Annotated in this window: 21 protein-coding genes and 6 tRNA genes; 10 read left to right on the top strand and 17 right to left on the bottom strand. The window is 66.6% G+C overall.

Annotated elements, in window-relative coordinates; translation table 11 throughout:
* Positions 1-119 precede the first annotated feature (119 nt).
* From clpP to AC5P99_RS16440, 10 genes are all read right to left on the bottom strand, one after another.
* A complete protein-coding gene (gene clpP / locus AC5P99_RS16395; RefSeq protein ID WP_004146318.1) occupies positions 120-746 on the bottom strand; it encodes an ATP-dependent Clp endopeptidase proteolytic subunit ClpP in 627 nt (208 codons plus the stop codon).
* A gap of 76 nt (positions 747-822) precedes the next feature.
* Positions 823-2,118: a trigger factor gene (gene tig / locus AC5P99_RS16400; RefSeq protein WP_005408268.1), complete on the bottom strand. Its 1,296-nt coding sequence runs from the start codon at positions 2,116-2,118 to the stop codon at positions 823-825.
* 193 nt (positions 2,119-2,311) lie between these two features.
* Positions 2,312-2,396: transfer RNA gene (locus AC5P99_RS16405), tRNA-Leu, on the bottom strand.
* Positions 2,397-2,535: 139 nt separating this feature from the next.
* Entirely contained in the window at positions 2,536-2,835 is a 300-nt protein-coding gene (locus AC5P99_RS16410) for a hypothetical protein (RefSeq protein ID WP_049433212.1), read from the bottom strand.
* Positions 2,836-3,081: 246 nt separating this feature from the next.
* Positions 3,082-3,157, bottom strand: a tRNA-Lys gene (locus AC5P99_RS16415).
* Positions 3,158-3,354: 197 nt separating this feature from the next.
* Positions 3,355-3,430: transfer RNA gene (locus AC5P99_RS16420), tRNA-Lys, on the bottom strand.
* A 78-nt stretch (positions 3,431-3,508) separates the two neighbouring features.
* Positions 3,509-3,585: transfer RNA gene (locus AC5P99_RS16425), tRNA-His, on the bottom strand.
* A 193-nt stretch (positions 3,586-3,778) separates the two neighbouring features.
* Positions 3,779-4,516 carry a BPL-N domain-containing protein gene (locus tag AC5P99_RS16430; protein ID WP_088435499.1) on the bottom strand — a complete coding sequence of 246 codons (738 nt, stop codon included), beginning with the start codon at positions 4,514-4,516 and terminating at the stop codon, positions 3,779-3,781.
* A 143-nt stretch (positions 4,517-4,659) separates the two neighbouring features.
* A tRNA-Arg gene (locus AC5P99_RS16435) sits at positions 4,660-4,736 on the bottom strand.
* Between the two features lie 39 nt (positions 4,737-4,775).
* Positions 4,776-4,852, bottom strand: a tRNA-Pro gene (locus AC5P99_RS16440).
* 180 nt (positions 4,853-5,032) lie between these two features.
* On the opposite strand from AC5P99_RS16440, the gene AC5P99_RS16445 reads away from it, so the two are divergent.
* Positions 5,033-5,791, top strand: a complete 759-nt coding sequence (locus tag AC5P99_RS16445; protein ID WP_172963518.1) for a Bax inhibitor-1/YccA family protein — start codon at positions 5,033-5,035, stop codon at positions 5,789-5,791.
* Positions 5,792-5,852: 61 nt separating this feature from the next.
* Here the strand turns inward: AC5P99_RS16445 and AC5P99_RS16450 are convergent, their stop codons facing one another.
* The 6 genes from AC5P99_RS16450 to grxC all read right to left on the bottom strand — a co-directional run bounded on the left by AC5P99_RS16450 (position 5,853) and on the right by grxC (position 10,584).
* Entirely contained in the window at positions 5,853-6,602 is a 750-nt protein-coding gene (locus tag AC5P99_RS16450; RefSeq protein ID WP_043033732.1) for a sulfite exporter TauE/SafE family protein, read from the bottom strand.
* Positions 6,603-6,627: 25 nt separating this feature from the next.
* Complete coding sequence (locus tag AC5P99_RS16455; RefSeq protein ID WP_005408263.1) at positions 6,628-7,536, bottom strand: LysR family transcriptional regulator; 909 nt, start codon at positions 7,534-7,536, stop codon at positions 6,628-6,630.
* A gap of 53 nt (positions 7,537-7,589) precedes the next feature.
* The gene (locus AC5P99_RS16460) at positions 7,590-8,333 is read right to left on the bottom strand and encodes a cysteine hydrolase family protein (protein WP_088435501.1); all 744 of its coding nucleotides are present in this window, start codon (positions 8,331-8,333) and stop codon (positions 7,590-7,592) included.
* A 245-nt stretch (positions 8,334-8,578) separates the two neighbouring features.
* Complete coding sequence (locus tag AC5P99_RS16465; RefSeq protein ID WP_005408261.1) at positions 8,579-9,583, bottom strand: isocitrate dehydrogenase; 1,005 nt, start codon at positions 9,581-9,583, stop codon at positions 8,579-8,581.
* 321 nt (positions 9,584-9,904) lie between these two features.
* Complete coding sequence (locus tag AC5P99_RS16470; protein ID WP_088435502.1) at positions 9,905-10,297, bottom strand: carboxymuconolactone decarboxylase family protein; 393 nt, start codon at positions 10,295-10,297, stop codon at positions 9,905-9,907.
* Positions 10,294-10,584, bottom strand: coding sequence for a glutaredoxin 3 (grxC, locus tag AC5P99_RS16475; protein WP_004154541.1), 291 nt, complete (start codon positions 10,582-10,584; stop codon positions 10,294-10,296). Before grxC ends, AC5P99_RS16470 begins: the two co-directional genes overlap by 4 nt.
* A gap of 142 nt (positions 10,585-10,726) precedes the next feature.
* On the opposite strand from grxC, the gene AC5P99_RS16480 reads away from it, so the two are divergent.
* The 5 genes from AC5P99_RS16480 to ppx all read left to right on the top strand — a co-directional run bounded on the left by AC5P99_RS16480 (position 10,727) and on the right by ppx (position 18,513).
* On the top strand, positions 10,727-12,373 hold the full coding sequence (locus AC5P99_RS16480) for a M48 family metalloprotease (RefSeq protein WP_043033734.1): 1,647 nt from the start codon (positions 10,727-10,729) through the stop codon (positions 12,371-12,373).
* Positions 12,374-12,489: 116 nt separating this feature from the next.
* Positions 12,490-13,179: a phosphate regulon transcriptional regulator PhoB gene (phoB, locus tag AC5P99_RS16485; protein WP_005408258.1), complete on the top strand. Its 690-nt coding sequence runs from the start codon at positions 12,490-12,492 to the stop codon at positions 13,177-13,179.
* Positions 13,180-13,285: 106 nt separating this feature from the next.
* Positions 13,286-14,617: a phosphate regulon sensor histidine kinase PhoR gene (phoR, locus tag AC5P99_RS16490; protein ID WP_005412369.1), complete on the top strand. Its 1,332-nt coding sequence runs from the start codon at positions 13,286-13,288 to the stop codon at positions 14,615-14,617.
* Between the two features lie 4 nt (positions 14,618-14,621).
* Positions 14,622-16,709 (top strand): polyphosphate kinase 1, encoded by a 2,088-nt coding sequence (ppk1, locus tag AC5P99_RS16495; protein ID WP_005408256.1) that lies wholly within the window; start codon positions 14,622-14,624, stop codon positions 16,707-16,709.
* Between the two features lie 277 nt (positions 16,710-16,986).
* Positions 16,987-18,513, top strand: coding sequence for an exopolyphosphatase (ppx, locus tag AC5P99_RS16500; RefSeq protein WP_005408255.1), 1,527 nt, complete (start codon positions 16,987-16,989; stop codon positions 18,511-18,513).
* Positions 18,514-18,590: 77 nt separating this feature from the next.
* Here the strand turns inward: ppx and AC5P99_RS16505 are convergent, their stop codons facing one another.
* Positions 18,591-18,764: a hypothetical protein gene (locus tag AC5P99_RS16505; RefSeq protein ID WP_158230911.1), complete on the bottom strand. Its 174-nt coding sequence runs from the start codon at positions 18,762-18,764 to the stop codon at positions 18,591-18,593.
* A gap of 143 nt (positions 18,765-18,907) precedes the next feature.
* Here AC5P99_RS16505 and AC5P99_RS16510 point away from each other — a divergent pair, with 143 nt between their 5' ends.
* The 4 genes from AC5P99_RS16510 to lpxH all read left to right on the top strand — a co-directional run bounded on the left by AC5P99_RS16510 (position 18,908) and on the right by lpxH (position 24,481).
* The gene (locus AC5P99_RS16510) at positions 18,908-21,832 is read left to right on the top strand and encodes a TonB-dependent receptor plug domain-containing protein (protein ID WP_495213342.1); all 2,925 of its coding nucleotides are present in this window, start codon (positions 18,908-18,910) and stop codon (positions 21,830-21,832) included.
* 142 nt (positions 21,833-21,974) lie between these two features.
* Positions 21,975-23,120 (top strand): glycosyltransferase family 4 protein, encoded by a 1,146-nt coding sequence (locus tag AC5P99_RS16515; protein WP_005408252.1) that lies wholly within the window; start codon positions 21,975-21,977, stop codon positions 23,118-23,120.
* On the top strand, positions 23,101-23,640 hold the full coding sequence (locus AC5P99_RS16520) for a phosphatase PAP2 family protein (RefSeq protein WP_005408251.1): 540 nt from the start codon (positions 23,101-23,103) through the stop codon (positions 23,638-23,640). The genes AC5P99_RS16515 and AC5P99_RS16520 overlap by 20 nt, the downstream gene beginning before the upstream one ends.
* A gap of 94 nt (positions 23,641-23,734) precedes the next feature.
* Positions 23,735-24,481 (top strand): UDP-2,3-diacylglucosamine diphosphatase, encoded by a 747-nt coding sequence (gene lpxH / locus AC5P99_RS16525; protein WP_005408250.1) that lies wholly within the window; start codon positions 23,735-23,737, stop codon positions 24,479-24,481.
* Positions 24,482-24,566 lie beyond the last annotated feature (85 nt).

Genomic DNA, 24,566 nt, shown 5'->3' on the forward strand with positions numbered 1-24,566 from the left:
TTACCCAGTTACCCCACCCGCTGAACGGGGGTTCGATTCGAGAATAGCACAGGGCCGAGGGGACACCAGTCCCGCCCGACCCTGCAGGAACGAGGCCTCCATGGCCCCGTGAAGGCCGGTCAACCGGCCTGGATCGACTCATCCGGACGACGCTCCAGGACCTGGTCGACCAGACCGTAGGCCTGCGCCTCGAAGGCGCTCTTGAAGTTGTCGCGCTCGGTGTCGCGGGCGATCGTCTCCAGCGACTGGCCGGTGTGCTTGGCCAGCACCTCGTTCAGGCGCGAACGCAGGGTCAGGATCTCACGCGCGTGGATGTCGATGTCGGTGGCCTGGCCCTGGTAGCCACCCAGCGGCTGGTGGATCATCACGCGCGAGTTCGGCAGCGCATAGCGCTTGCCGGCTTCGCCCGCGGCCAGCAGCAGGGCACCCATCGAGGCAGCCTGGCCGATGCAGGTGGTGCTCACATTCGGCTTGATGTACTGCATGGTGTCGTAGATCGCCATGCCGGCGGTGACCACGCCACCCGGCGAGTTGATGTAGATGTTGATGTCCTTTTCCGGGTTTTCCGATTCCAGGAACAACAACTGCGCCACCACCACGTTGGCCATGTGATCGTCGATCGGGCCCACGAGGAAGATCAGGCGCTCCTTCAACAGGCGCGAATAGATGTCGTAGGCACGCTCGCCGCGGCTGGTCTGCTCGACCACCATCGGAACCAGGTTCAGGGCTTTGGTTCGGTTGTCCATTACGTGAGGTACCTATCTTGGGGGGCAACAACCCCGCGCCGGCAAAGGCGCGGGGCATCCGGTGATCCGCCCGGGCTTACTGGCGGATCGCGTCCTGGAACGACAGCTTCTCTTCGGTGTGCTGGGCACGCTCGGCGATCCAGTCGATCACCTGCTCTTCCATCACACGGTTCTGCAGGCCAGACATCAGCTGGGGGTCGTTGCGGTACATCTCAATGACCTGCTCCGGTTCTTCGTAGGTCGAAGCGATCAGACGCATCGTTTCGTTCAGGCGCTTGGCTTCCAGGCGCAGGTCGTTGATGCGGGCTACTTCACCGACCAGCAGGCCGACCAGCACGCGCTTGGCGGCCGCTTCCTTGAAGCCTTCGTGGGCATCGGCCGGGATCTCGCCGACGTTCTGGCCGTTGCGGCGGATCTGCTCGACCTGCTGGGCCAGCATGGCGCGGGCTTCGTTCTCGACCAGGCGCGGCGGCATTTCCACCGAGGAATAGGCGGCGATCAGCTGCTCGCCCACTTCACGGCGCAGGCGGTTCATCAGGGCGCCCTTCAGCTCGCGCTCCAGGTTGGCGCGGATGTCGCTGCGGAACTGCTCCACATCGCCACCCTTCACGCCGAAGCTCTTGATGAAGGCTTCGTCGACCGCCGGCACGACCGGCTCGGAGACTTCGGCGACCTTGACGGTGACCTGCACGGTCTTGCCGGCCAGCACCGGCACGCGCCAGTCAGCCGGGAACTCGACGTCCAGGGTCTTCTCTTCGCCCTTGGCCAGGCCGACCAGGCCCTTTTCAATGGTTTCGAACATCATGCCCTGGCCGAGCACGATCGAACCCTTCTCGGTGCCTTCGGCCGGCAGGCGCTCTTCACCAGCCTGCGACCAGGTTTCCACCGCGACCAGGTCACCGTCCTGCGCGCCACGGCTGACCGGGGCCCAGGTACGACGCTGGTTCTGCAGGTTCTCGATCATCTGGTCGATGTCGGCGTCGGTGATCTCGGCGGTGTGGCGCACGACAGTCAGCTTGCTGACGTCGATGTCGCCGAAGTCCGGCACCACTTCCACGGTGGCCACGAAGGAGAATTCACCCTCGTCGCCCTTGTCGATGCGCGGGCTGCCGACGATGCGCAGATCGTGCTCGCGCACGGCCGCGTCGAAGGTTTCGCGCAGCAGGCCGTCCAGCGCCTCGCCACGGACCTGCGCGCCGAAGCGCTGCTCGATCACCTTGGCCGGCACCTTGCCCGGACGGAAACCCTTGATGCGGGTGGTACGGGCGATTTCGCCCAGGCGGCCGACGATGTGGCTCTGCAGACGGTCTTCCGGCAGCGAGAAGCTCAGGCGGCGTTCCAGGTTGCCGGTGGATTCGATCGAAGCTTGCATGTTGACTCCTGCCACCGGTGGCCCACGCCCCCGGCTCGATGATTGGGATGAAACGGTTGTAAGGACACGACGTCTGGGACGCGCCTGCTTGCCGCAGCCCTTTAGTTTCGCCCAATTCGGCCTGCACTGCCAGCGCGTGCCGGTCAAGGGGGGGGGCAGCGGGGCCCGATCAGGGCGGGGGACAGGCCGGCACTGGTGCGAAAGGGGGGACTCGAACCCCCACGCCTTGCGGCACTGGAACCTAAATCCAGGGCGTCTACCAATTCCGCCACTTTCGCGTGGCCGGCACAGGCGTTCATTGTCGCAGGCGCCGGCTGGAATCGGAAGGCCTGCACAAAACTGAACATGACAGGCGGGCACATCGTCCGCGCCAAAGGCCGTCCCGAAAGTCAGGCGACCGTTCGGGACGGCAGCCACTCAGTGTTTCGCCGCGGCAGGGGGCGCAGATGCGTCAGCGCCCTGCCCAGCCGCATCCACCTTGCGGATGTCCACGCCACCATCATCGGTGCGACGCAGGTCCACAGCCTCGCTGGCGGCCCCACCCTCCGCCAGCGATGCCGGCTGCGCGACTCCGGCGATCGGGCGCGCCGGAACGGCCCCGGTGCCCGCATCGCGCTCGACCGTCTTCGCCGGGTCACTGCCAGGTGCGCAGGCCATCAGCGCCAGCAACGCGAAAGGAACCCACGCCATCCGGCACAGTCGGTTGATATCGGTCATCAGCTTCTTCCTTCTTACATGCGCCCTCGGCGCGGAAGATCCATTGGGTGCGATGAAAGAGGCAATGCGGTGAGAAGCAGCGCACAGCATTGAGAACACTGATGACGCACATGCCCCTGGTTTCAGCACCGCTTCAGTAGATCCGCGCCATGCGCCGCTTCAGTAGATCCACGCCATGCGTGGATGAAGCGCAACCCGGCAAACAGGCAAGAAAAAAGCCACTTGGCGAACCAAGTGGCTTTCGTCTGGTGGGCTGTCAAGGATTCGAACCTTGGACCTATTGATTAAGAGTCAACTGCTCTACCAACTGAGCTAACAGCCCGAAATCGGGGCGCGAATTATGACCCGATCCGCTCGGTGGGTGCAAGCACTTTTTTCAACATCGTTGAAACCAGCGCTGCAGTCCCGTTGCCGCTGCAGAGCCCCGCCAGGCGGAGCGCTTCAGCGCGTGATCCATCGAAATGACGGGCTCACACTTATAAGAAAAAAGCCACCTGGCGTACCAGGTGGCTTCTGTCTTGGTGGGCCGTCAAGGATTCGAACCTTGGACCTATTGATTAAGAGTCAACTGCTCTACCAACTGAGCTAACGGCCCGTGAAACTCAGACGCACATTGTAGCGTGCATTCTGTTTATTGCAATACCGCTCCGGCGCGCCGATACGGTTGAAACAGTGGGGTGGCTGAGGGGATTCGAACCCCCGACCACCGGAATCACAATCCGGTACTCTAACCAACTGAGCTACAGCCACCACTGAAACTTCTGCTCCCCTGCCGATGCTGCCAGCAGTGGAACCTGATGCGTTGCGACCGGGTGGGACCAGAAGGCCGTCCCCTGAAGCGAGTCCGGCATTTTCCGGGAGTCGCGAAGGAATTGCAAGCATTTCTTAACATTGATGTGCCGGTCGCCATTCCGGCCCGCGTCGCGCTGCGCACGCGCCCGCCTCAGCGCCGATCCTCATCCAGCAGTGACTTGAACAGATCGGCCGACGGCATCTGCGAAAGCGGGATTTCCGCCATCTTGAACCACTGCGTCGGCGCTTCCGGATGGGGTCCCGACAGCACCACCCTGCCCTTCCCGTGGCGATACGACGCAGCCGCAATGTCGCCATTGGTGTAGCGGGAAATCACCTTGAACCCTTGGTCGCGTGGCGCCTTGGGCAGGTAGGGACCGTCCTGGAAGTACACCGTCTGGCGACGCCCGTCCCAGACGACGGGAATCACGGCATCGTCTTCATCCTGTACCGGGAATCCCGGCCTGCCGGCCTCGGCGTCCAGGTCCTGCGCCAGCAGGCCCAGATGCGATGCACCGGCCAGGTAGGCCCCCATGCATAGGCCGATGTAGGTTCCGCCTGCATCGACGAAACGACGGATGACTGCCACCCCCTCTTCGCCCACCGCCGCCATCGCGGCGTCGATGTCCTGCCCGCCCCCCGGCTGCACATAGGCCCGGTAGCGCGACGTGGCCAGCGAATCGACATCGACGGCCTCGCCCGGGCCGACGAATACCACGTGATAGTCCGGACGCGAACGATGGATGGCCTGTTCGACGGCCTCCGAACACCCTGGGCAACCGGCCTCGCCGCGGTAGACCGCAATCACGGGGGCGTTGGCGGACGCCTGCACGGCAAGCCCCAGGCCCATCGCCAGCAGCAGACAGCGCGATCGCGCAACGGTGTTCATCAAGGGATGGCTCAGCGCAGTCACCCCGGCATGGGGCAGGCCGACTATGCCTCGGCCACGACGGACCAGATTGAATGCGCGCCAACACAGCGCAGGACCAGGCAGAGGCCGGTAACAACAGGACCTGCAGGAGATGGGTGAAATGGCGCGCCCGACAGGAATCGAACCTGTAACCGCCGGCTTAGAAGGCCGGTGCTCTATCCAGTTGAGCTACGGGCGCCCGGACCGGAACGGTGTCCAATCCGACGTGATGTGGGATTGGTCGGGGTAGAGGGATTCGAACCCCCGACATCCTGCTCCCAAAGCAGGCGCGCTACCAGACTGCGCTATACCCCGGTCTTGCAATCCCCTCGGGCCAGGCCCGGGGAGCTGGTCATTGTGGCCAAGCGCATCATGAACTGTCAACGCGGGCGACTCGAACCCGACGCCTGGCACGGCACCACGTGCAGCCATCGGCTATGCTCCCGGTCATCGGCCGGATGGCCGTCCAGCCCCTCATCCGCACGGAGAACACGCATGCGCAGCGGCAACCCGGCTCTTTCCGAGTCGACCTTCCTCGACCTCGCCAGCGGCTCGGTGGTGACCAGCCCCGACCAGGTGATGACCCTCAACGGCACCGCCAACAAGACCGGCTTCCTGCTGTTGTTGACCGTGCTGACCGCGGCGTTCGCCTGGAGCCAGGCGGTCGACGAGTACGGCCAGATTTCCGGCAGCGCGAGCCTGTACGCCATCGGTGGCGCGATCGGCGGCCTGGTGCTGGCATTGATCACCATTTTCAAGAAGGAATGGTCGCCGGTCACCGCGCCGATGTACGCGCTGGTCGAAGGCCTGTTCCTGGGCGCCGTGTCGGCGCTGTTCAACATGAAATACCCGGGTATCGTGTTCCAGGCCGTACTGCTGACCTTCGGCACCCTGGCCGCCCTCCTGGTCGCGTACCGCAGCGGCGTGATCAAGGCCACCGAGAACTTCAAGATGGGCGTGGTCGCCGCCACCGGCGGCATCGCCCTGCTCTACCTGGCATCGTTCGTGCTGGGCTTTTTCAACATCAACGTGCCGGTGATCCATGACTCCAGCTGGCTGGGCATCGCTTTCAGCCTGTTCGTGGTGGTCGTGGCCGCATTGAACCTTGTACTGGACTTCGACTTCATCGAGACCGGCGTGGCCCAGCGCGCGCCGAAGTACATGGAGTGGTATGGCGCATTCGGCCTGATGGTGACCCTGGTCTGGCTGTATGTGGAGTTCCTGCGCCTGCTGTCGAAGATCCAGCAGCGCTGAGTCGGAACATGCCATAGACGACAAAAGGGCGCCTCTCGTGGCGCCCTTTTTCGTTCCTCCCTCAGCGCGCCAGCAGCGTCGGCAGCGACGAGGCCAGCAACGCAATGCCTGATGCGGTCAGCAGGCCCAGTACGACCTGCCTGAAGCGCAGCTCGCTGATGCCGATGTAGACGCGCGCGCCCAGCAGGGTCGGCACCAGCATGGCTGGCGCCACGATGGCGAAGTACGGGAGCATCTGCCGGCTCACCAGGCCACTGCCGACATAGGTGGCCATGGTCACCGCCAGCATGGCCAGATTGAAGTTCTGGATGACCGCGCGCTGCTCGTCCTTGCCGAAGCCGCGCAGCGTGCTCCACAACGTCGGCACCGGCCCGGCGAAGCCGCCGATGCCGCTGAGCACGCCACCGGCCATGCCAGCAATCGCATCACCGATACGGCCGCCGACGCGGACCGGAGGCAACGAACGCGCCATCAGCATCACCGGGCACCACAACGCCAGGAAGCCGCCCAAAAGCGCCTTGAACCAGTCCATGTCCAGCTGCGGCAGCACCATCACGCCCAGCGGAATGCCGGCCAACCCGCCCAGCACGAACGGCAGCAGCAGGCGCAGGTTGAATCCGCGGCGCACGGTGAACACCGCGACCAGCTGGCCGACCAGCGCGCCGAACACCGACAGCGTGGCCGCCAGTCGCGGCTCCAGCCCCCATGCCCAGAACGACATCGCCACCATGCCAAAGGCGAAGCCGGACAGGCCCTGCACGAATCCGGCGACGATCGCGCCCAGTGCGACCAGCAGATACACCGACTCCATCACCACCTCGATTGCAGCCGCGCGACTACCCTGCCGCGCCCACCTGTGCAGCGTAGTGCGCCGCAAGGTGCTCGACCAGCGCACGCACTTTCGGCGCCAGCGCACGTGCATGCGGATACAGCGCGAAGTAGCGCCGCTGTCCGGCGTGCCAGGCAGGCAGCACACGGATCAGGCGGCCGGCACGCAGGTCCTCCTGCACCGTCAGCGCAGTAAACAGGCTGATGCCCATGCCAGCCAGCGCGGCGGCGTACAACGCTGGCGTCGCATCTACCCGCAGGCGTTGCCCGGCCTCGACGCTCGCACTGGCACCGCGCGGCCCCTGCAGCTGCCAGGGCGGCATTGACGGCGTGGGACTGAAGCCCAGCAGCGTGTGCTGCGCGAGATCCGATGCCTGACGCGGCAGGCCATGACGCGCCAGGTAGGCTGGGGCGGCCACCAGGATGCGAGGGCAGCTGGCCAGTTCACGTGCGACCAGCTGGCTGTCCGGCAACGCATGCGCGATCCGCAGGGCCAGGTCGAAGCCACCACCGACGACATCGACCAGCTGATCATCGGCCGACAGATCCAACGAGACGTGCGGGTAACGCTGCAGGAACGACGGCAGCCAATGCGGCAACTCCTGGCTGGCCACCACCTGCGGCACGCTGATGCGTACGCTGCCACTGGGTTGCGCCTGCCCGGCGCGGGCACGGTCGTCCGCCTCCTGCAGGCGGTCCAGCAGCGTTGCCGCCTCGCGGTAGTAGTCGCGCCCGGCCTCGGTCAATGACAGCCTGCGGCTGTTGCGATCGAGCAAGCGAACCTGCAGATGCTCTTCCAGCTGGCGCAGTTGCCGTGACATCGCCGAGTGGGTGGTCCCCAGGCGTTCAGCGGCCGCGGTGAAACTGCCCGCGTCAACGATGGCGCGCAGCGCACGCAGGGCGGCGAAGTGATCCATCGGCGGGCAGCTCCATGTGGCGGGGCCCACGGCATGCGGGCCCCGCCAGCTTATCAAGCGCCGTCGCCGGCCTTGCGCACCGGCAACGCCAGGATCGCGTCGGTACTCATGACATCACCGAAGGCGTCTTCGATCTGCGCCAGCGAGGCATCGTGCAGCGCGCGATGATCGATGCGCTGGCCACCGGCCAGGTCCAGGTCACGGCTGGCGCTGGCATCGGACGACACGATCACCCGGTAACCACGGGGTGCGGCCGCCGCGTCGCGCGCGGCACCGGCCACACAGGCATGGGTCTGCAGGCCGGTGACGATCAGGGTGTCGATGCCGGCATCCTTCAGCACCGTGTCGAGCACCGCGGCCGAGTTGCCAGCGAACACACTGACGTTGTCCTTCTGCACGACCGTCTCGCCCTTGCGCGGCTGCAGGTCGCGATGGAAGTCGGCATTGACGCTGCCCTGCGCGAACAGCGGTGCACCGGCCGGCAACACGTGCTGCACGTGGATCACGCGGATGCCGTGGGCATCGGCGAACGCGACCACCCGCTTGGCCTGGCGCAGTGCGGCCACGCCATCGGGAATGACCATGCGGCCACCGGCAAAGCCCGGCGCGGCCTTGGCATCGAAGTACTCGTTCTGGAAGTCGATCACCAGCACGGCGGTCTTCGCCGCATCTAGCGAGGTCGCGACCGGCGCGCCCGCCATATGGCGGATGGTGGGATGGGCCGGCTCGGCGGCAACGACCGGAGTGGTGGCGGCCATGCCGATCAGGCTGGCCAGGCCGAAGGCGGTGAGATTCATGGAGCGACGCCTGTGCAGTGGAAAGTGGGCACAGGATGCGGAGCGGATGGCGCACGAACCAGCCGTTCAACAGCACATGATCTGTGCGAGATACGCACAGACAATCCCTTGTAGAGCCACCCCATGGGTGGCTGCGGACCAAAGCCACGCCATCCACGCATGGCGTGGATCTACGAGTCAGCCCACAACGCAACGGGGCGCCCGAAGGCGCCCCGCTGTGGATCCAACCGAGGTCGACCGGCCGCTTACAGGCGGCTGGCGATGGCCTGGGCGAAGCTCATGGTGGTGCCGGTACCGCCCAGGTCGCCGGTCAGCGAATCCTTGGCTTCCATGGTGGCCACGATGGCCTTGCGCAGGCGCTCGGCGTTTTCCGGCTGGCCGATATGGTCCAGCATCTGCGCGGCTGCCAGCAGCAGCGCGCACGGATTGGCCTTGCCCTGGCCGGCGATGTCCGGCGCGGTGCCGTGCACGGCTTCGAAGATCGCCGCGTCCTTGCCGATGTTGGCACCCGGGGCCAGGCCCAGGCCGCCGACGAGGCCGGCGCACAGGTCGGAGATGATGTCGCCGAACAGGTTGGTGGTGACGATCACGTCGAACTGCTCCGGACGCATCACCAGCTGCATGCAGCAGTTGTCGACGATCATTTCCTGGAACTCGATCTCCGGGTACTGCGCGGCCACTTCACGGGCGACGTTCAGGAACAGGCCCGAGGTCGACTTGATGATGTTGGCCTTGTGCACAGCGGTGACCTTCTTGCGGCCGGTGCTCTTGGCCAGCTCGAAGGCGTAGCGCACGATGCGCTCGGAGCCCTTGCGGGTGATGCGGGTGCCGGAGAAGGCGGTCTCGCCGTCGGCCGACACTTCCTGGCCTTCGGCCAGGTAGGCACCCTCGGTGTTCTCACGAACGGTGATCAGGTCGACGTTGTCGAAACGCGACTTGGTGTTCGGGAAGGTGTGGGCCGGACGCACGTTGGCGTACAGGTCGAAATGGCGGCGCAGGCTGACGTTGATCGAGGTGAAGCCACCACCGACCGGGGTGGTCAGCGGGCTCTTCAGCGCGACCTTGTTGCGCGCGATCGATTCCAGGGTCACCGCCGGCATCAGGTCGCCGTGCTTTTCCAAGGCCACCAGGCCGGCGTCGGCGTCTTCGTACTCCAGGCCAGTCTTGAGCTGGTCGAGCACGAACAGGGTGGCGTCCATGATTTCCGGGCCAATGCCGTCGCCGCGGATGACCGTAATTTTCTGCGTCATTGATCGATGTTCCGAACAGGGGGAAAAACGCCGTCCGGACGTGCCCGGAAACGCCGGCGCAAAGGAAGTTTCACCGGCAATTATGCCTGAGACGGGGCCGAGGTCCCAAATAGACCATGGTCCCAGTGCCCGGCTCAGGCAGAATTGCCCGCGCATTCTTCCTCTACCCCCGCCTGTCGGCGCGCCCCTTCAACAAGAAGGGGCTCCTGGGCTGCTGGATCGCGGGACAGGCCCCCTCGCGGGCCCGGTAGTGCCGGCCGCTGGCCGGCAATCTCGGCCAGGTCGAGTTCAGGCGATGCCGGCCAGCGGCCGGCACTACCCTCAGTGCTCGTGCGCTGCCGGAGCGCTGGCGCCGCCTTCCAGCTGGTCGAGGAAGTCGACCGCGCGGCGCAGGTGCGGGATCACGATGGAACCGCCGACCACCAGGCCGACCGAGAAGGTCTCGAAGAACTCTTCACGGGTCACGCCGGCGTCCTTGCACTGGGCGACGTGGTAGCTGATGCAGTCGTCGCAGCGCAGCACCATCGAGGCCACCAGGCCCAGCAGTTCCTTGGTCTTCACGTCCAGCGCGCCGGCCTGGTAGGTCTGCGTGTCCAGTGCGAAGAAGCGCCGCACCACCTGGTTCGGTTCGCCCAGGATGCGTTCGTTCATGCGCTTGCGGAAGTCGGTGAATTCGGCGATGCGGTCCTTGCTGCCTTCGTCGGCCGCGCTCATGCCTGGCCCTGCCCGGCCAGCAGCGGCTCGAGCTTGCCTTCACGGTGCAGGGCCATCATGTCGTCGTAGCCGCCCACGTGGACGTCGCCGACGAAGATCTGCGGCACGCTGGTGCGGCGGGTCAGTGCCATCATCTTCTCGCGCTCGGCCGGGTCCAGGTCGATGCGGACCTCGGTCCACTGCTGGCCCTTGCTCTTCAGGAAGTTCTTGGCGGCCACGCAATACGGGCAGACGGCGGTGGAATAGATGGTGATGGCGGGGGCGCCGCCGGCGGTCTGGGCTGTCACGGGAAACTCCACGATGGATCGACGGTCTACATATGGTACCGGTGCGCTGGAAATTCCACGCCACCGCCGCAACACTGTGGGTTAACGAATGGTTGCCCCCTGCCCTGCCACGCTTGGCGCGCCCTGCCCGAGGACCTTCCGCTTGCGAGCCCTGCTGCTGACTACCGCCGTTACCCTGGCCCTGGCCATGCCGCTGGCCCAGGCCCAGGAGAAGCTGCCCGACATCGGCTCCTCGGCCGGCGAGCTGCTGACCCCGGCGCGCCAGGCCGAGTACGGCGCGATGATGCTGCGCGAGCTGCGCAACTATGGCTACCTGCTGGATGACCCGCTGGTCAACGACTGGCTGCAGACCATGGGCACCCGGCTTGGCTCCAACAGCGACCAGCCGCGCCAGCCCTACACGTTCTTCGTGATGAAGGACCGCCAGATCAACGCCTTCGCCACGCTGGGCGGCTATATCGGGGTCAATGCCGGCCTGGTGCTGACCGCCGAGCGCGAGGACGAGGTGGCTGCAGTGCTGTCGCACGAAATCGCCCACGTCACCCAGCAGCACGTGCTGCGCGGGGTCGAACGCGCCCAGCGCGACCAGATACCGATCCTGCTCGGCATGCTGGCGGCGGTGGTGGCCGCGCAGGCCAGCAACAGCACCTCCTCCGGCAACGCGACGATGGCCGCGATCAGCTCCGGCATGGGCCTGATGCAGCAGCGGCAGATCAACTACACCCGCTCCAACGAATCGGAGGCCGACCGCCTCGGCATCCGCACCCTGTCGCGCAGCGGCTACGACGTGGATGCCATGGCCGGCTTCTTCGAGCGCATGTCGGCGGCGATGCGCGGCAACGAGGGCGGCTACAGCGTGCCCGAGTTCCTGCGCACCCATCCGGTCAACATCACCCGCATCAGCGAGGCCAAGGCCCGCGCCGAGCAGATGAAGAAGGACACGGTGCTGCTGACCACCAGCACCCCCAGCGGCGAACGCAAGGAGCGGGTGAATCCGGCCGACCCGGGCCTGGCCGAGCCGCTGTTGCGCGGAAACAACCCCTTGCTGCCCAGCAGCGTGCTGCGCGTTCCGGTCGGCCAGCTGGCCCGTGGCGCCAGCGGCGACTTCGAGTGGGCACGCGAGCGCCTGCGCGTGCTGAGCGCCGATTCCACCGCCGAGCTGGAGCGCGAATACGCGGACATGGCCAAGCGGCAGAAGGACGGTCTCAACGACGCCCAGCGCTATGGCCAGGCGCTGGCGGTCATGCGCGGCGGCCGCAGCGGTGCCACGCAGGCCCGGCAGACCCTGGCCAGCCTGCTGCAGACCCGCCCGGACAACCTGTGGCTGGCACTGGGGCTGGGCGAGGCCGAATCGCGTGCCGGGCTGGGCGCGCAGGCCAACACCCGTTTCGAGCAGCTGCTGCGCGAGCACCCCAACAGCCGGCCCGTGGCCCTGACCTACGCCGAGATCCTGAACGAACAGGGCACCCGCGAGGCGGGCCAGCGCGCGCAGGCCATGCTGCGGCCCCTGCTGTCGCAAAGTGGTAACGATCCGGTCTTCCAGCAGCGATACGCCCGCGCCAGCGAGCTGGCCGGTGACAGCGTGCGCGCCAGCGAGGCCTATGCCGAGGCCGCCTTCCTCAGCGGCCGCCCGGAGCAATCGCTGATGCAGCTGCAGGCCCTCAAGCGCAACCCGGCGCTGGACTACGTGGGCCGGGCGCGGGTGGATGCGCGCATCGAGGCGATCACCCCCACCGTGCTGGAGCTGCGTCGCCAGGGCGTGCAGGACCCGGACCTGGACCGCCGCTGAGTGCTGCGTGACCGGTCGATGGCAATCCCGACCGGTTCCGGCCAGGCAGTCACAAACATGTCATCAAACCGTAGTCTACTGGCACCACTCCAGTAACCGAGCCCTACGGTGTCCTCGTGCAGAAACGCATCCTGATCGTCGATGACGAGCCCGCGATCCGTGAAATGGTCGCCTTCGCCCTGCGCAAGGGCGATTACGAGCCGGTCCACGCCGGCGATGCCCGTGAGGCCCAGACCGCCATCGCCGATCGCGTCCCCGACCTGATCCTGCTGGACTGGATGCTGCCCGGCACCAGCGGCCTGGACCTGGCCCGCCGCTGGCGCAAGGAAACGCTGACCCGCGAAGTGCCGATCATCATGCTGACCGCCCGCGGTGAAGAGAACGACCGCGTAGGTGGCCTTGAAGCCGGCGTCGACGACTATGTGGTCAAGCCGTTCTCGGCGCGCGAACTGCTGGCCCGCATCCGTGCGGTCATGCGCCGCGCCCGCGAAGACGACGAGGACGGCAGCGTGGCCGTCGGCCCGATCCGCATCGACGGCGCCGCCCATCGCGTGTTCGCCAACGACCAGCCGGTGCCGATCGGCCCGACCGAGTACCGCCTGCTGCACTTCTTCATGACCCACCCCGAGCGCGTCTACACCCGCGCCCAGCTGCTGGACCATGTGTGGGGCGGCAGCGTGTACGTGGAGGAGCGCACCATCGACGTGCACATCCGCCGCCTGCGCAAGACGCTGGAACCGTTCAACGCCGAGAACATGGTGCAGACCGTGCGCGGCGCCGGCTACCGCTTCTCCACCGCGACCTGAGTCTCGTCGTGCCGACGCCGCGCACCCGCGGGTGCCGGTGCCGGCAACTCTGCTATAACCCTCGGTTCACCCCAGTGAACCGCCGCACTTCAACGACGAGATCGCAATGCCCCGCCACATCCGCTCTGCCTGGTTGAAGACCCTGGCCACCGTTGCCGCGGTACTGCTGTTCTCCGGACTGGTGGGGTGGTTCACGGGTCACCTGTGGCTGTGCATCGCACTGGGCGCGCTGGCCACCCTGGCCTGGCATTACTGGCGGCTGCGCAGCGTGCTGCGCCGGCTGACCGCGCGCCAGCGCTGGGACACCGCCGAGGAAGGCACCGGCGTCTGGAACGAGCTGGACCGCCTGCTGTACCGCAACCAGGTGGAAATGCGCGTTCGCAAGCGCCGCCTGCTCGACATGCTGCGCAGCTACCGCGCCGCTGCCGCCGCGCTGCCCGATGCCGTGGTGGTGCTGGACCGCAACAGCCAGCGCGTGCAGTGGTTCAACGAGGCGGCCACCGCCCTGCTTGGCCTGCATCATCCGGGCGACCTCGGCGAGGCGCTGGTCGAACGCCTGCAGCCGATGCCGCTGGCGCACTGGCTGGCCGGCGGCCGCAACGCCGAGCCGATCCTGGACGTGCCCTCACCGGTCGATCCTGCGATCCGCCTGAACCTGCGACTGATTCCGTATTCTTCGGACTACTGGCTGCTGATCGCCCGCGACGTCAGCAAGCTGCTGCGCCTGGAACAGGTGCGCCGCGACTTCGTCGCCAACGTTTCACACGAACTGCGCACGCCGCTCACCGTGGTCCACGGTTACCTGGACATGATGGACCCGGAGGATTTCCCGGGCACCGGTCCGATGCTGGAAGAAATGCGCAAGCAGAGCCAGCGCATGGCCCAGCTGGTGGAAGACCTGCTGACCCTGTCGCGGCTGGAATCCCAGGAGCACAGCGAGGAAGAGACCGTCGCCATGCAGCCGATGCTGGCCACACTACGCCGCGAGGCCGAAGCGCACAGCCAGGGCCGCCACCAGATCAGCATCGACGATCTGGCCGGCGTCGACCTGCAGGGTTCCACCAAGGAGCTGCACAGCGCCTTCTCCAACCTGGTCACCAATGCGGTGCGCTATACGCCGGCCGGTGGCCGCATCGCCGTGGAGTTCCGCCGCGAAGGCGATGGCGCGGTGCTGGCGGTGCGCGATTCCGGTTACGGCATTCCGGCTTCCCACCTGCCACGCCTGACCGAACGTTTCTACCGTGTCTCCAGCAGCCGCTCCCGCGAAAGCGGCGGTACCGGCCTGGGCCTGTCCATCGTCAAGCACATCCTCGGCCTGCACCACGCGCGGCTGGAGATTGAAAGCGAGGTCGGCAAGGGCTCGGTGTTTTCCTGCCATTTCGATGCCGACCACGTGCGCCCGCGCGAGTCCGCCCCCCTGACTTCCATCGAAGAATGACGCCATGAGCAGCCTCGGATCCCTCCCCCTCCCCGTGAGCCCGGACAACGATCCGTTGCGCGACCCGGCGCTCTACATCAACCGCGAACTGTCGCAGCTGGATTTCAACTTCCGCGTGCTGGCGCAGGCGATGGATCCGCAGGTGCCGCTGCTGGAGCGCCTGCGCTTCATGTGCATCTCCTGCACCAACCTGGACGAGTTCTTCGAGATCCGCGCCGCCGCCGTCCGCCACGCGCAGGAATTCGGCCTGCCACCGGCACCGGACGGGATGAGCCCGCAGGCGATCCTCAACGCCATCCACGACCGCGCGGCACAACTGGTCGACCAGCAGTACCGCTGCTGGAACGAGACGCTGCGCCCGGCGCTGATGGAGGCCGGCATCGGCGTGCTCGGCCGCCACTCCTGGACCGATCGGCAGAGGCGCTGGCTGCGCGCCTATTTCCGCAACGAGATCATGCCGGTGCTGTCGCCGCTGGGCCTGGACCCGGTGCACCCGTTCCCGAAGATCCTCAACAAGTCGCTGAACATCGTGGTGGTGCTGAAGGGTACCGACGCGTTCGGCCGCGCCGGCCATCTGGCCATCGTGCGTGCGCCACGCTCGCTGCCGCGCATCATCCAGCTGCCGGAGAAGCTCGGCGGGTCGCAGAATTTCGTGTTCCTGTCCTCGGTGCTGTCCACCTTCGTCGATGAGCTGTTCCCGGGCATGGAAGTCCAGGGAGCCTACCAGTTCCGCGTCACCCGCAATTCCGAGCTGGTGGTGGACGAGGAGGAGGTGGAGAACCTGGCGCTGGCACTGCGCGACGAACTGGTCGATCGCGGCTACCGGCCGGCGGTGCGGCTGGAAATCGCGCAGGACATGCCGCGCGAGATCGTGCGTACCCTGCTGCAGAACTTCGGCCTGACCGAGAACGCGGTGTACCGCATCGACGGCCCGGTCAACCTCAACCGCATCATCCAGTTGTACGACCTGATCGCGCAGCCGGACCTGAAGTACCCGCCAATGACCCCGCGCACGCTGCGCGACAGCGACGGCATCTTCGAGACCGCGGCGCGCCAGGACCTGCTGCTGCACCACCCGTTCGATGCTTTCACCGCGGTGCTGGACCTGATCCGGCAGGCGGCGATCGACCCCAACGTGCTGGCAATCAAGCAGACCCTGTACCGCACCGGCAAGGATTCGCTGATTGTCGATGCGCTGATCCAGGCTGCGCGCAACGGCAAGGACGTGACCGTGGTCGTTGAACTGCGCGCACGCTTCGACGAAGAGGCAAACCTGGGCCTGGCCGATCGCCTGCAGGAAGCGGGCGTGCAGGTGGTGTACGGCGTGGTCGGCTACAAGACCCACGCCAAGATGCTGCTGATCGTGCGCCGCGAGGGCCGCAAGCTGCGCCGCTATGTACATCTGGGCACCGGCAACTACCACAGCGGCACCGCCCGCGCGTACACCGACATCAGCCTGATCACCGCCGATGCGGACATCGGCAACGACGTGCACCTGCTGTTCCAGCAGCTGTCCGGGCTGGCCTCGAAGATGAAGCTCAAGCGCCTGCTGCAGTCGCCCTTCACCCTGCACACCGGCATCCTCGGCCGCATCGAGCGTGAAACGCGCATCGCCGCCGCCGGCCGCCCCGCGCGGATCATCGCCAAGATGAACGCGTTGAACGAACCGCAGGTGGTGCGCGCGCTGTACGCCGCCTCGCAGGCCGGCGTGCAGATCGACCTGATCATCCGCGGCGCCTGCACCCTGCGCCCGGGTGTGCCGGGCATCTCGGACAACATCCGCGTGCGCTCGATCGTCGGCCGCTTCCTGGAGCACAGCCGCGTCTACTGGTTCGGCAACGACGGCGCACCGGAGATGTACTGCGCCAGCGCCGACTGGCTGGAGCGCAACCTGCTGCGCCGGGTCGAGACCTGCTTCCCGATCCTCGACCCGGAGCTGGCCAAGCGGGTCTACCGCGAGGTGCTGCAGAACTATCTGGACGACAACCTCAACGCCTGGGAACTGGATGCCGACGGCATCTACCACAAGCGTGCCCCGGCGCACGACGAAGCCCCGCATTCTGCGCAGATGGCATTGATGCAGGGCCTCTGACCCGGTGTGTCGACCAAGGTCGACACCTACCAAGAGCAGTAGGCACCGATTTTGGGCGGGATAGGATCAGTGCCGACCAACGGTCGGCACCCACCATCAGATCGCAGAAATCTGTCAAAGGCGGGGTGGGTCCGCCATCCCACGGATACCCCGCTTTTGACGTTGACGTTGACGTTGCCTCTGCGGGTGCAGGGCGCAGCCCTGCCGCACTCCCCTCTTCCAAAATGTGAAGGCCGCGCGGTGACGAGCACACCGCCCCTTCGGCTAACATTCGCCCATGCCGCATACCACTACGACTCCGCCCGCATTGCAGGATGGCGACCTGCTGGCCGCCATCGACCTTGGCTCCAACAGTTTCCACATGGTCATCGCGCGCTACACGCTCGGCCAGCTGCGGGTGATCGACCGCCTGCGCGAGACCGTGCGCATGGCCGATGGCCTGGATGGCAAAGGTGGGCTCTCTTCCGCCGCACGGCAGCGCGCGCTGGAATGCCTGGCCCGTTTCGGCCAGCGCATCCGCAATGTGCCGCCGCACCGGGTACGCGCGCTGGCCACCAACACCGTACGCCAGCTGCGCTCGCCGCAGTCGTTCCTGGTCCCGGCCGAAACCGCGCTGGGGCATGCCATTGAAGTGGTCAGTGGCCGCGAAGAAGCGCGCCTGATCTACCTCGGCGTGGCCCACGCGCAACCGCCCAAGCCTGGCCAGCGCCGGCTGGTCATCGACATCGGCGGCGGCTCCACCGAATTCATCATCGGCATGGGCATGCAGACCCTGGAGCGTGAAAGCCTGCAGGCCGGCTGCATCGCCAGCACCCGCCGCTTCTTCCCCGGCGGCAAGCTGAGCAAGAAGCGCTGGAAGGACGCGCTGGCCGAGATCGGCCGCGAGTTCCAGCCCTTCGCCAGCAAGTACCGCGCACTGGGCTGGCAGGAAGCGCTCGGATCTTCGGGCACGCACAAGGCAATCAGCGAGATCTGCGCGACCATGAAGCTGAGCAAGGGCGCGATCACCGCCGAGGCCCTGCCCCAGCTGCGCGACGAGCTGCTGAAGGCCAAGAAGATCGACGACATCCAGTTGCCGGGCCTGTCCAGCGACCGCCGCCCGATCATCGCCGGCGGCATCCTGGTGCTGGAGGCCGCCTTCCAGGCCCTGGGCCTGCAGAAGCTGCTGGTCAGCAAGGCGGCGATGCGCGAAGGCATCCTGTACGACATCGTCGGCCGTGCCGGTGAGAACGACCTGCGCGACGAATCGGTGGCCGCGCTCAGCCAGCGCTACGGCATCGACACGGTACAGGCCGACCGCGTGCAGGACACCGCGCTGTCGCTGCTGGAGCAGGTGCAGGAACGCTGGAAACTCGATGCCGACGACGCACGCATGCTCGGCTGGGCCGCGCGCCTGCACGAGCTGGGCCTGATGATTGCCCACAGCGGCTACCACGTGCATGGCAGCTACGTGCTGGAACACTCGGACATCGCCGGCTTCTCGCGGCAGGAGCAGCAGATGCTGGCCGCACTGGTACGCAGCCATCGCCGCAGCGTGACCAAGACCGCGTTCGACGCCCTGCCCGAGCGCCTGCTGCTGACTGCACGCCGGTTGGCCGCCCTGCTGCGCCTGGCGGTACTGCTCAACCGCGCCCACGAGGACGATCCGCTGCCGGCATTGGAATTGACCGCGGACGACAACCGCCTGTCGCTGATCGTGCCGCAGGCCTTCATCGATGCGCGCCCGCTGCTCCGCGCCGACCTGATCGGCGAGACCGACGGCATCGCCGGGCTGGGCATCCAGTTCCGGCCGTTCGTGGCCTGATCCCTACGGCCAGGGCGGCACGTCATGACGCGTCGCCATAGGCCTGTTCCGCGCGTGTTCGACAAGCTGTTGAAGCTCTACGACCCCGGCCCTTCGGAGCCGTGGTCTTTTCTGTTTCCGCGCAGGTTGTCGCTGCCTGCAATTGCCATGACGCTTTCAGTCCAGAGCCGGGACGAGGGTGCATCGTCCATCGCTCCGCCGTCGATCAGATCAATCGATTGATTCACTTCCGGTTTGTGCGGAAGCGTCATGCCGCTCCATGGCGATTTCGTCCTTTCCCCATACCTCTCCCTCTCCTCCTTCACTAGGTTCGAACAACCACCGCCTGCGGTGGCGTTGGCGCGGCCCGCTTGGCTGCGCACCGAAGACTTCGAAGACTGAGAGAGAGACACCCATGACCATCCGTATTCCCGCACTGGGGCTGGCGATCCGTCGTGCGCTTGCAATCACGGCGACCACAACCCTGGCCGTTCCGGCGCTCGCGCAGCAGGCACCGGAAGCCACCACGCTGGACCGCATCGAAATCACCGGCTCACGCATCCGCCAGGTCGACCTGGAAACCGCACAGCCGGTGCTGACCGTCAGCCGCGCCGACATCGAGCGACAGGGCTTCAACTCCGTTGCCGACATCCTGCAGAACCTGACCGCGACCGGCAGCCCGGCATTGAGCCGCGCCAGCCCGTTGAGCGCTGGCGAAGCCGCCGGCGGCAGCTACGTGAACATGCGTGGTCTCGGTGCCCAGCGCACCCTGGTGCTGGTCAACGGCAAGCGGCTGGGCATGACCACTTCGGGTTTTCAGGACATCTCCAGCATTCCTGCCGCTGCGGTGGAACGCATGGAAGTGCTCAAGGATGGTGCCTCGGCCATCTACGGGTCCGACGCGATGGCCGGCGTGGTGAACATCATCACCCGGCGCAACGTTCAGGGTGTAACCGCCAACGTCTATCACGGCCAATACAGTGAAGGCGACGGTGCCCGTACCCAGTACGACGTGGTTGCCGGCTGGTCCAATGACCGTGCTTCCATCAGCGTTGCTGCCGAGCATGTCGAAGAAAAGGGCGTCTGGGCCAGGGACCGCGGCTTCAGTGCCTATACCTATACCGACGGCCACGCGGATGACGGCTGGACCACGGTCGGCCAATGGGGTCGCATCACCGGCTTCAAGGGCCCCGGCTGCAGCAACAGCCGGGGCTGCAGCTATTCGCTCGACCGTGGCAGCCAGCCGGGCGGGCCGGACAGCTTTCACCTCAGCGACAACACACCGTTCACCGGCAATGTCAGCAACAGCAACGAGCAGATGCATCTGCAGACGCCGATCAAGCGCGATTCGATCTTCGTCGATGCGCGCGTGGAGCTGAACGACCAGGTCCGTTTCAACACCCAGCTGGCCTACAACCGGCGCACCACCACGCGCCAGATTGCCGGCTATCCCTTCCAGTCCGGCCCAGCCGGCATCACCCCGATGTCGGCCGACAGCTGGTTCAACCCGTTCGGCAGCCATCACGGCTACGACACGCCCAGCGATGTGCACTGGAACCGTCGTACCTGGGAGATTCCTCGCGTCAGCACCAGCGATCTGACCACCTGGCAGGCCGTCGCGGCACTCGAGGGCAACTTCGAATTCGGCGGTCGCGACTTCGACTGGGAAGCGGGTTATCAGTACAACCGCAGTGAGCTGACCCAACGTGCCACCGGCAACCTGCACAAGCAGCGCGTGGCCGATGCCACCGGTCCTTCGTTCTACAACCCGGCAACCGGCAAGGTCGAATGCGGAACGCCGGATGCGCCGATCGCAGGCTGCAAACCCTGGAACCCGCTGGTTCCGTATGGCCAGGACGATCCCTATGGCCTGACCGGCAACACGGAGCTCCAGGACTGGCTGTTCCCGGAAGAACTCACCCGCGGCCGCACCACCACCCGCAACCTGTTCGCCAACCTCAGCGGCAGCCTTGCCAGCCTGCCCGCCGGTGAGCTGGGCTTCGCCGTGGGGGCCGAGAGCCGCCGCGAGGACGGCCGCTTCATCCCCGATGCGCTTGCGCAGACCGGTGCCACCACCAACCTGGCGGCAGGCCCCACCGGTGGCGGCTACCGCGTCGACGAAGCCTACCTGGAACTGAGCGTGCCGGTGCTGCGCGACCTCGCCGGCGCCCGCGAACTCACCCTCAGCGCGGCGACGCGGTACTCGGACTACTCCACCTTCGGCGGAACCCTCAACAGCAAGTTCGGCTTCACCTGGAAGCCGATCGATCAGCTGCTGGTCCGCGGCACCTGGGCACAGGGCTTCCGTGCGCCGACCATCGCCAACCTGTACGGCGGCGGCTCGGAGACGTTCACCACCGGCTTCCGCGATCCCTGCGATACGGTCCATGGCGCAGCCGCAAGCAGTGCCGAGGTCCGCGCGCGCTGTGCTGCCGACATCGCCAACGCCGACACCTACCGCCAGCTCGGCCAGGGCAATGAACCCATCACCGGCAGCAGTGGGCAGACGCCCCTGCCCTTCACCAACGGCTCCAATCCCGACCTGCAGCCGGAAACTTCGACCAGCCGCACTCTGGGCCTGGTCTGGAGCCCGACGTTCGCCGAAGGGCTTCACATCGCACTGGACTGGTGGAAGATCCGCATCGACAACACCATCGTCTCCGACCATCCCAACGACATCCTTCGCGACTGCTACGAGCTGGGTATTGCCGAGCGCTGCAGCAGCTTCACCCGCGACCCGGAGCTGGGCATCGTCAACAAACTCAACTTCGGCAACCGCAACAGCGGCTTCCGCCAGGCAGAAGGCTACGACCTGGAGATCGGCCACAAGGTCGAAACCCGCTGGGGCAGGTTGAGCGCTGACTGGAAGTCCACCTATGTGGTCAACGCCGAAGAGAAGACCACCAACGAAGCCGGCGTACCGGCCATCCCCAGCAATGGCATTGCCACCAACGGCGGCATCGGCTTCCGCGTGCGCTCCAACGCGTCGCTGGGCTGGGAGCATGGCAACCTCGGCCTGACCTGGGGCCTGCGTTACTTCTCCGCCGTCAAGGAACGCTGCCTGGGTGCGGAGGATTATCCGAACGAGTGTTCCCACCCCGACCAGCGCGCGCCGTGGTTCAGCGGTACGCGCGACTACAACCGTCGTGGATCGGTCACCTTCCATGACGTGCAGGCGCGCTACAGCCTGCCGTGGGACGCCACCGTTTCAATCGGCGCCAACAACGTCTTTGGCCGCCAGGGCCCGGCCATGTACAGCCAGCCGAGTGCCAACTTCTCCTACTACGGTGGCTTCGACATCGGCCGTTTCATCTACATGAAATACCAGCAGCGCTTCTGATCCACGCACCACGCACGGTGCCCACCACGGCCCTTCGGGGCCGTGGTGGCGTACGCTTCCGGCCGCGTCATCTGCCGGTCGCAAAGCGGTCACATCGGCTACATCGCCAGGCCCGAGCATGCCGGAAACCCGGAGGCCCGCCATGCGCTATGCCATCGTCACCGAGACCTATCCGCCGGAAGTGAACGGCGTTGCCCTCACCGTGCAGGGGCTGGAGCAGGGACTGCGCAATTCCGGCCATGAGATCGACCTGATCCGGCCCCGCCAGGCCAACGAAGCGCTGGACTCCGCACCGGGCACCCTGTTGGTTCCCGGCGCCGCCCTGCCGCGCTACCCCGGCCTGCGCTTCGGCATGCCGGCACCGATCCGGCTCGGTCGCCATTGGCAGCAGCAACGCCCGGATGCCGTCTATGTCGCCACCGAAGGCCCACTGGGCTGGTCGGCGGTGCGCACCGCACGGCGCCTCGGCATCCCGGTGGCCAGTGGCTTCCACACCCGCTTCGACGAGTACCTGCCCGACTACGGCGTGGCCTGGCTGCAGGCCGCCGCGATGCGCTGGATGCGCCGCTTCCACAACCAGGCCGATGCAACCCTGGTACCTACCCGCGAACTGCAGCAGTTCCTCGGCGAACAGGGCTTCGAACGCGTGCGCCTGCTGGCGCGCGCGGTCGACAGCCAGCAGTTCGATCCGAACCGCCGTGACCCTGCCCTGCGCGAAGAGTGGGGCGTGGACGGCAACGGCCTGGTGGCGATCTACGTCGGCCGCATCGCCGCGGAAAAGAACCTCGGCCTGGCGGTGAAGGCCTTCCGTCGGTTGCAGCAGATCCGTCCGAAGGCCCGCTTCGTGTGGGTGGGCGATGGCCCGGCCCGCGAAAAGCTGGCGCATGAAAATCCCGACTTCATCTTCTGCGGCGTCCAGCGTGGCGATGCGCTTGCACGTCATTTCGCCAGCGGCGATCTGTTCCTGTTCCCCAGCCGCAGCGAGACCTTTGGCAACGTGACCCTTGAAAGCATGGCCAGCGGTGTGGCAACGGTGGCCTTCGACTATGGCGCGGCGCGCGAGTACCTGCGCAATGGCGAGAATGGCGCTGCAGTGGACAACGACGAGCAGTTCATCGACGCGGCCGTGCAACTGGCCGCGGATGACGCGCAGCGCCACGTGCTGGGCAGCAACGCCGCACGCGCCATGAAGCGCCTGCATCCGCAGCAGGTGGTGGCGGAATTCGACGCCCTGCTGGCCGAACTGGCCCAGTCGCGGAGGACCGGCCATGCGCACAACGCGGCTTGAACTGCTGGCCGACCGCGAAGCGCGCCTGTGCCGGCGGGCCAACCACTACTGCCGCCGCCGCCGTGTGCGCCGCCTGTTCGCGGTCATCAGCCGGCTCGGTGATGGCGTGTTCTGGTATGTGCTGATGGGCGCCCTGGTGCTGCTTGATGGCTTCGACGGCCTGCGCGCATCGGTGCACATGGCCGCCACCGGCCTGGCCGCGCTGTTGCTGTACAAGGGCCTCAAGCGCTGGACCCGGCGCCCGCGCCCGTATGCCGCCGACCTGCGCATCCGTGCCTGGGTGGCACCGCTGGACGAGTTCAGCTTCCCCTCCGGGCATACCCTGCACGCGGTGTCGTTCACCATCGTGGCGCTGGCCTATTACCCGTGGCTGGCGCCACTGCTGGTGCCGTTCACCGCGGGCGTGGCGCTGTCGCGGGTGGTACTCGGCCTGCACTACCCGTCCGATGTGCTGGCCGCCACCGGCATCGCCATCGGGCTGGCCTCGGCCAGCCTGGCCTGGTTACCGTTGCCGGTGTAGCCCCCGGGGTCAGATCCGTTTTCCTTCGGGGAGGGATCTGATCCCCACGATGCCGGCGGCGCTACCGTCATCGTTGATGCCCTAGAATGCCCGCATGACCACGTTGTTCATTTCCGACCTGCACCTGGACCCCAGCCGTCCGGAGATCACCGACCTGTTCCTGCGCTTCCTGCGCGAGCAGGCGCCCGGCGCCGATGCGCTGTACATCCTCGGCGACCTGTTCGAAGCCTGGATCGGTGACGACACTCCCTCGCCCGCCGCCGACGCGGTGGCCGATGCACTGAAGGTGCTGTCCGACAGCGGCGTGCCGGTGTACTTCATCCGCGGCAACCGTGACTTCCTGCTTGGCGAGGACTACGCGCGCCGTGCCGGCCTGCGCATCCTGCCCGACCCGTGCATGATCGACCTCTACGGTCGCCCGGTGCTGCTGCAGCACGGTGACCTGCTGTGCACCGATGACATTCCCTACCAGCAGTTCCGTGCACAGACGCGTGACCCGGTGTTCCAGGCACAGTTCCTGTCACAGCCGCTGGCAGCGCGTATCGCGTTCGCGCAGAAGGCGCGCGAAGCCAGCCAGGCCCGCCAGTCGGAAATGAAGCAGGGTGATCGCGCGCAGTTCGAGACCGTCACCGACGTGGCGCCGTCCGAAGTCGATGCCACGTTCGCGCGCCATGGCGTGGACACGATGATCCATGGCCACACCCACCGCCCGGCGATCCATTCGCTGCAGGCCGGTGGCCGTGCCTGCACCCGCATCGTGCTGGGTGACTGGTACGAGCAGGGATCGGTGCTGCGCGTGGATGCCGGCGGCTGGTCGCTGGATACGCTCGCGCGCGAATGATGGGTCCGAAGGTGCCAACCAAGGTTGGCATCTACCCGGGCAGATGCACGTGCCCGGGTAGACGCCACCCCTGGTCGGCGCTTGG

It is taken from the genome of Stenotrophomonas sp. YJH_SMC_80 (assembly GCF_059372495.1).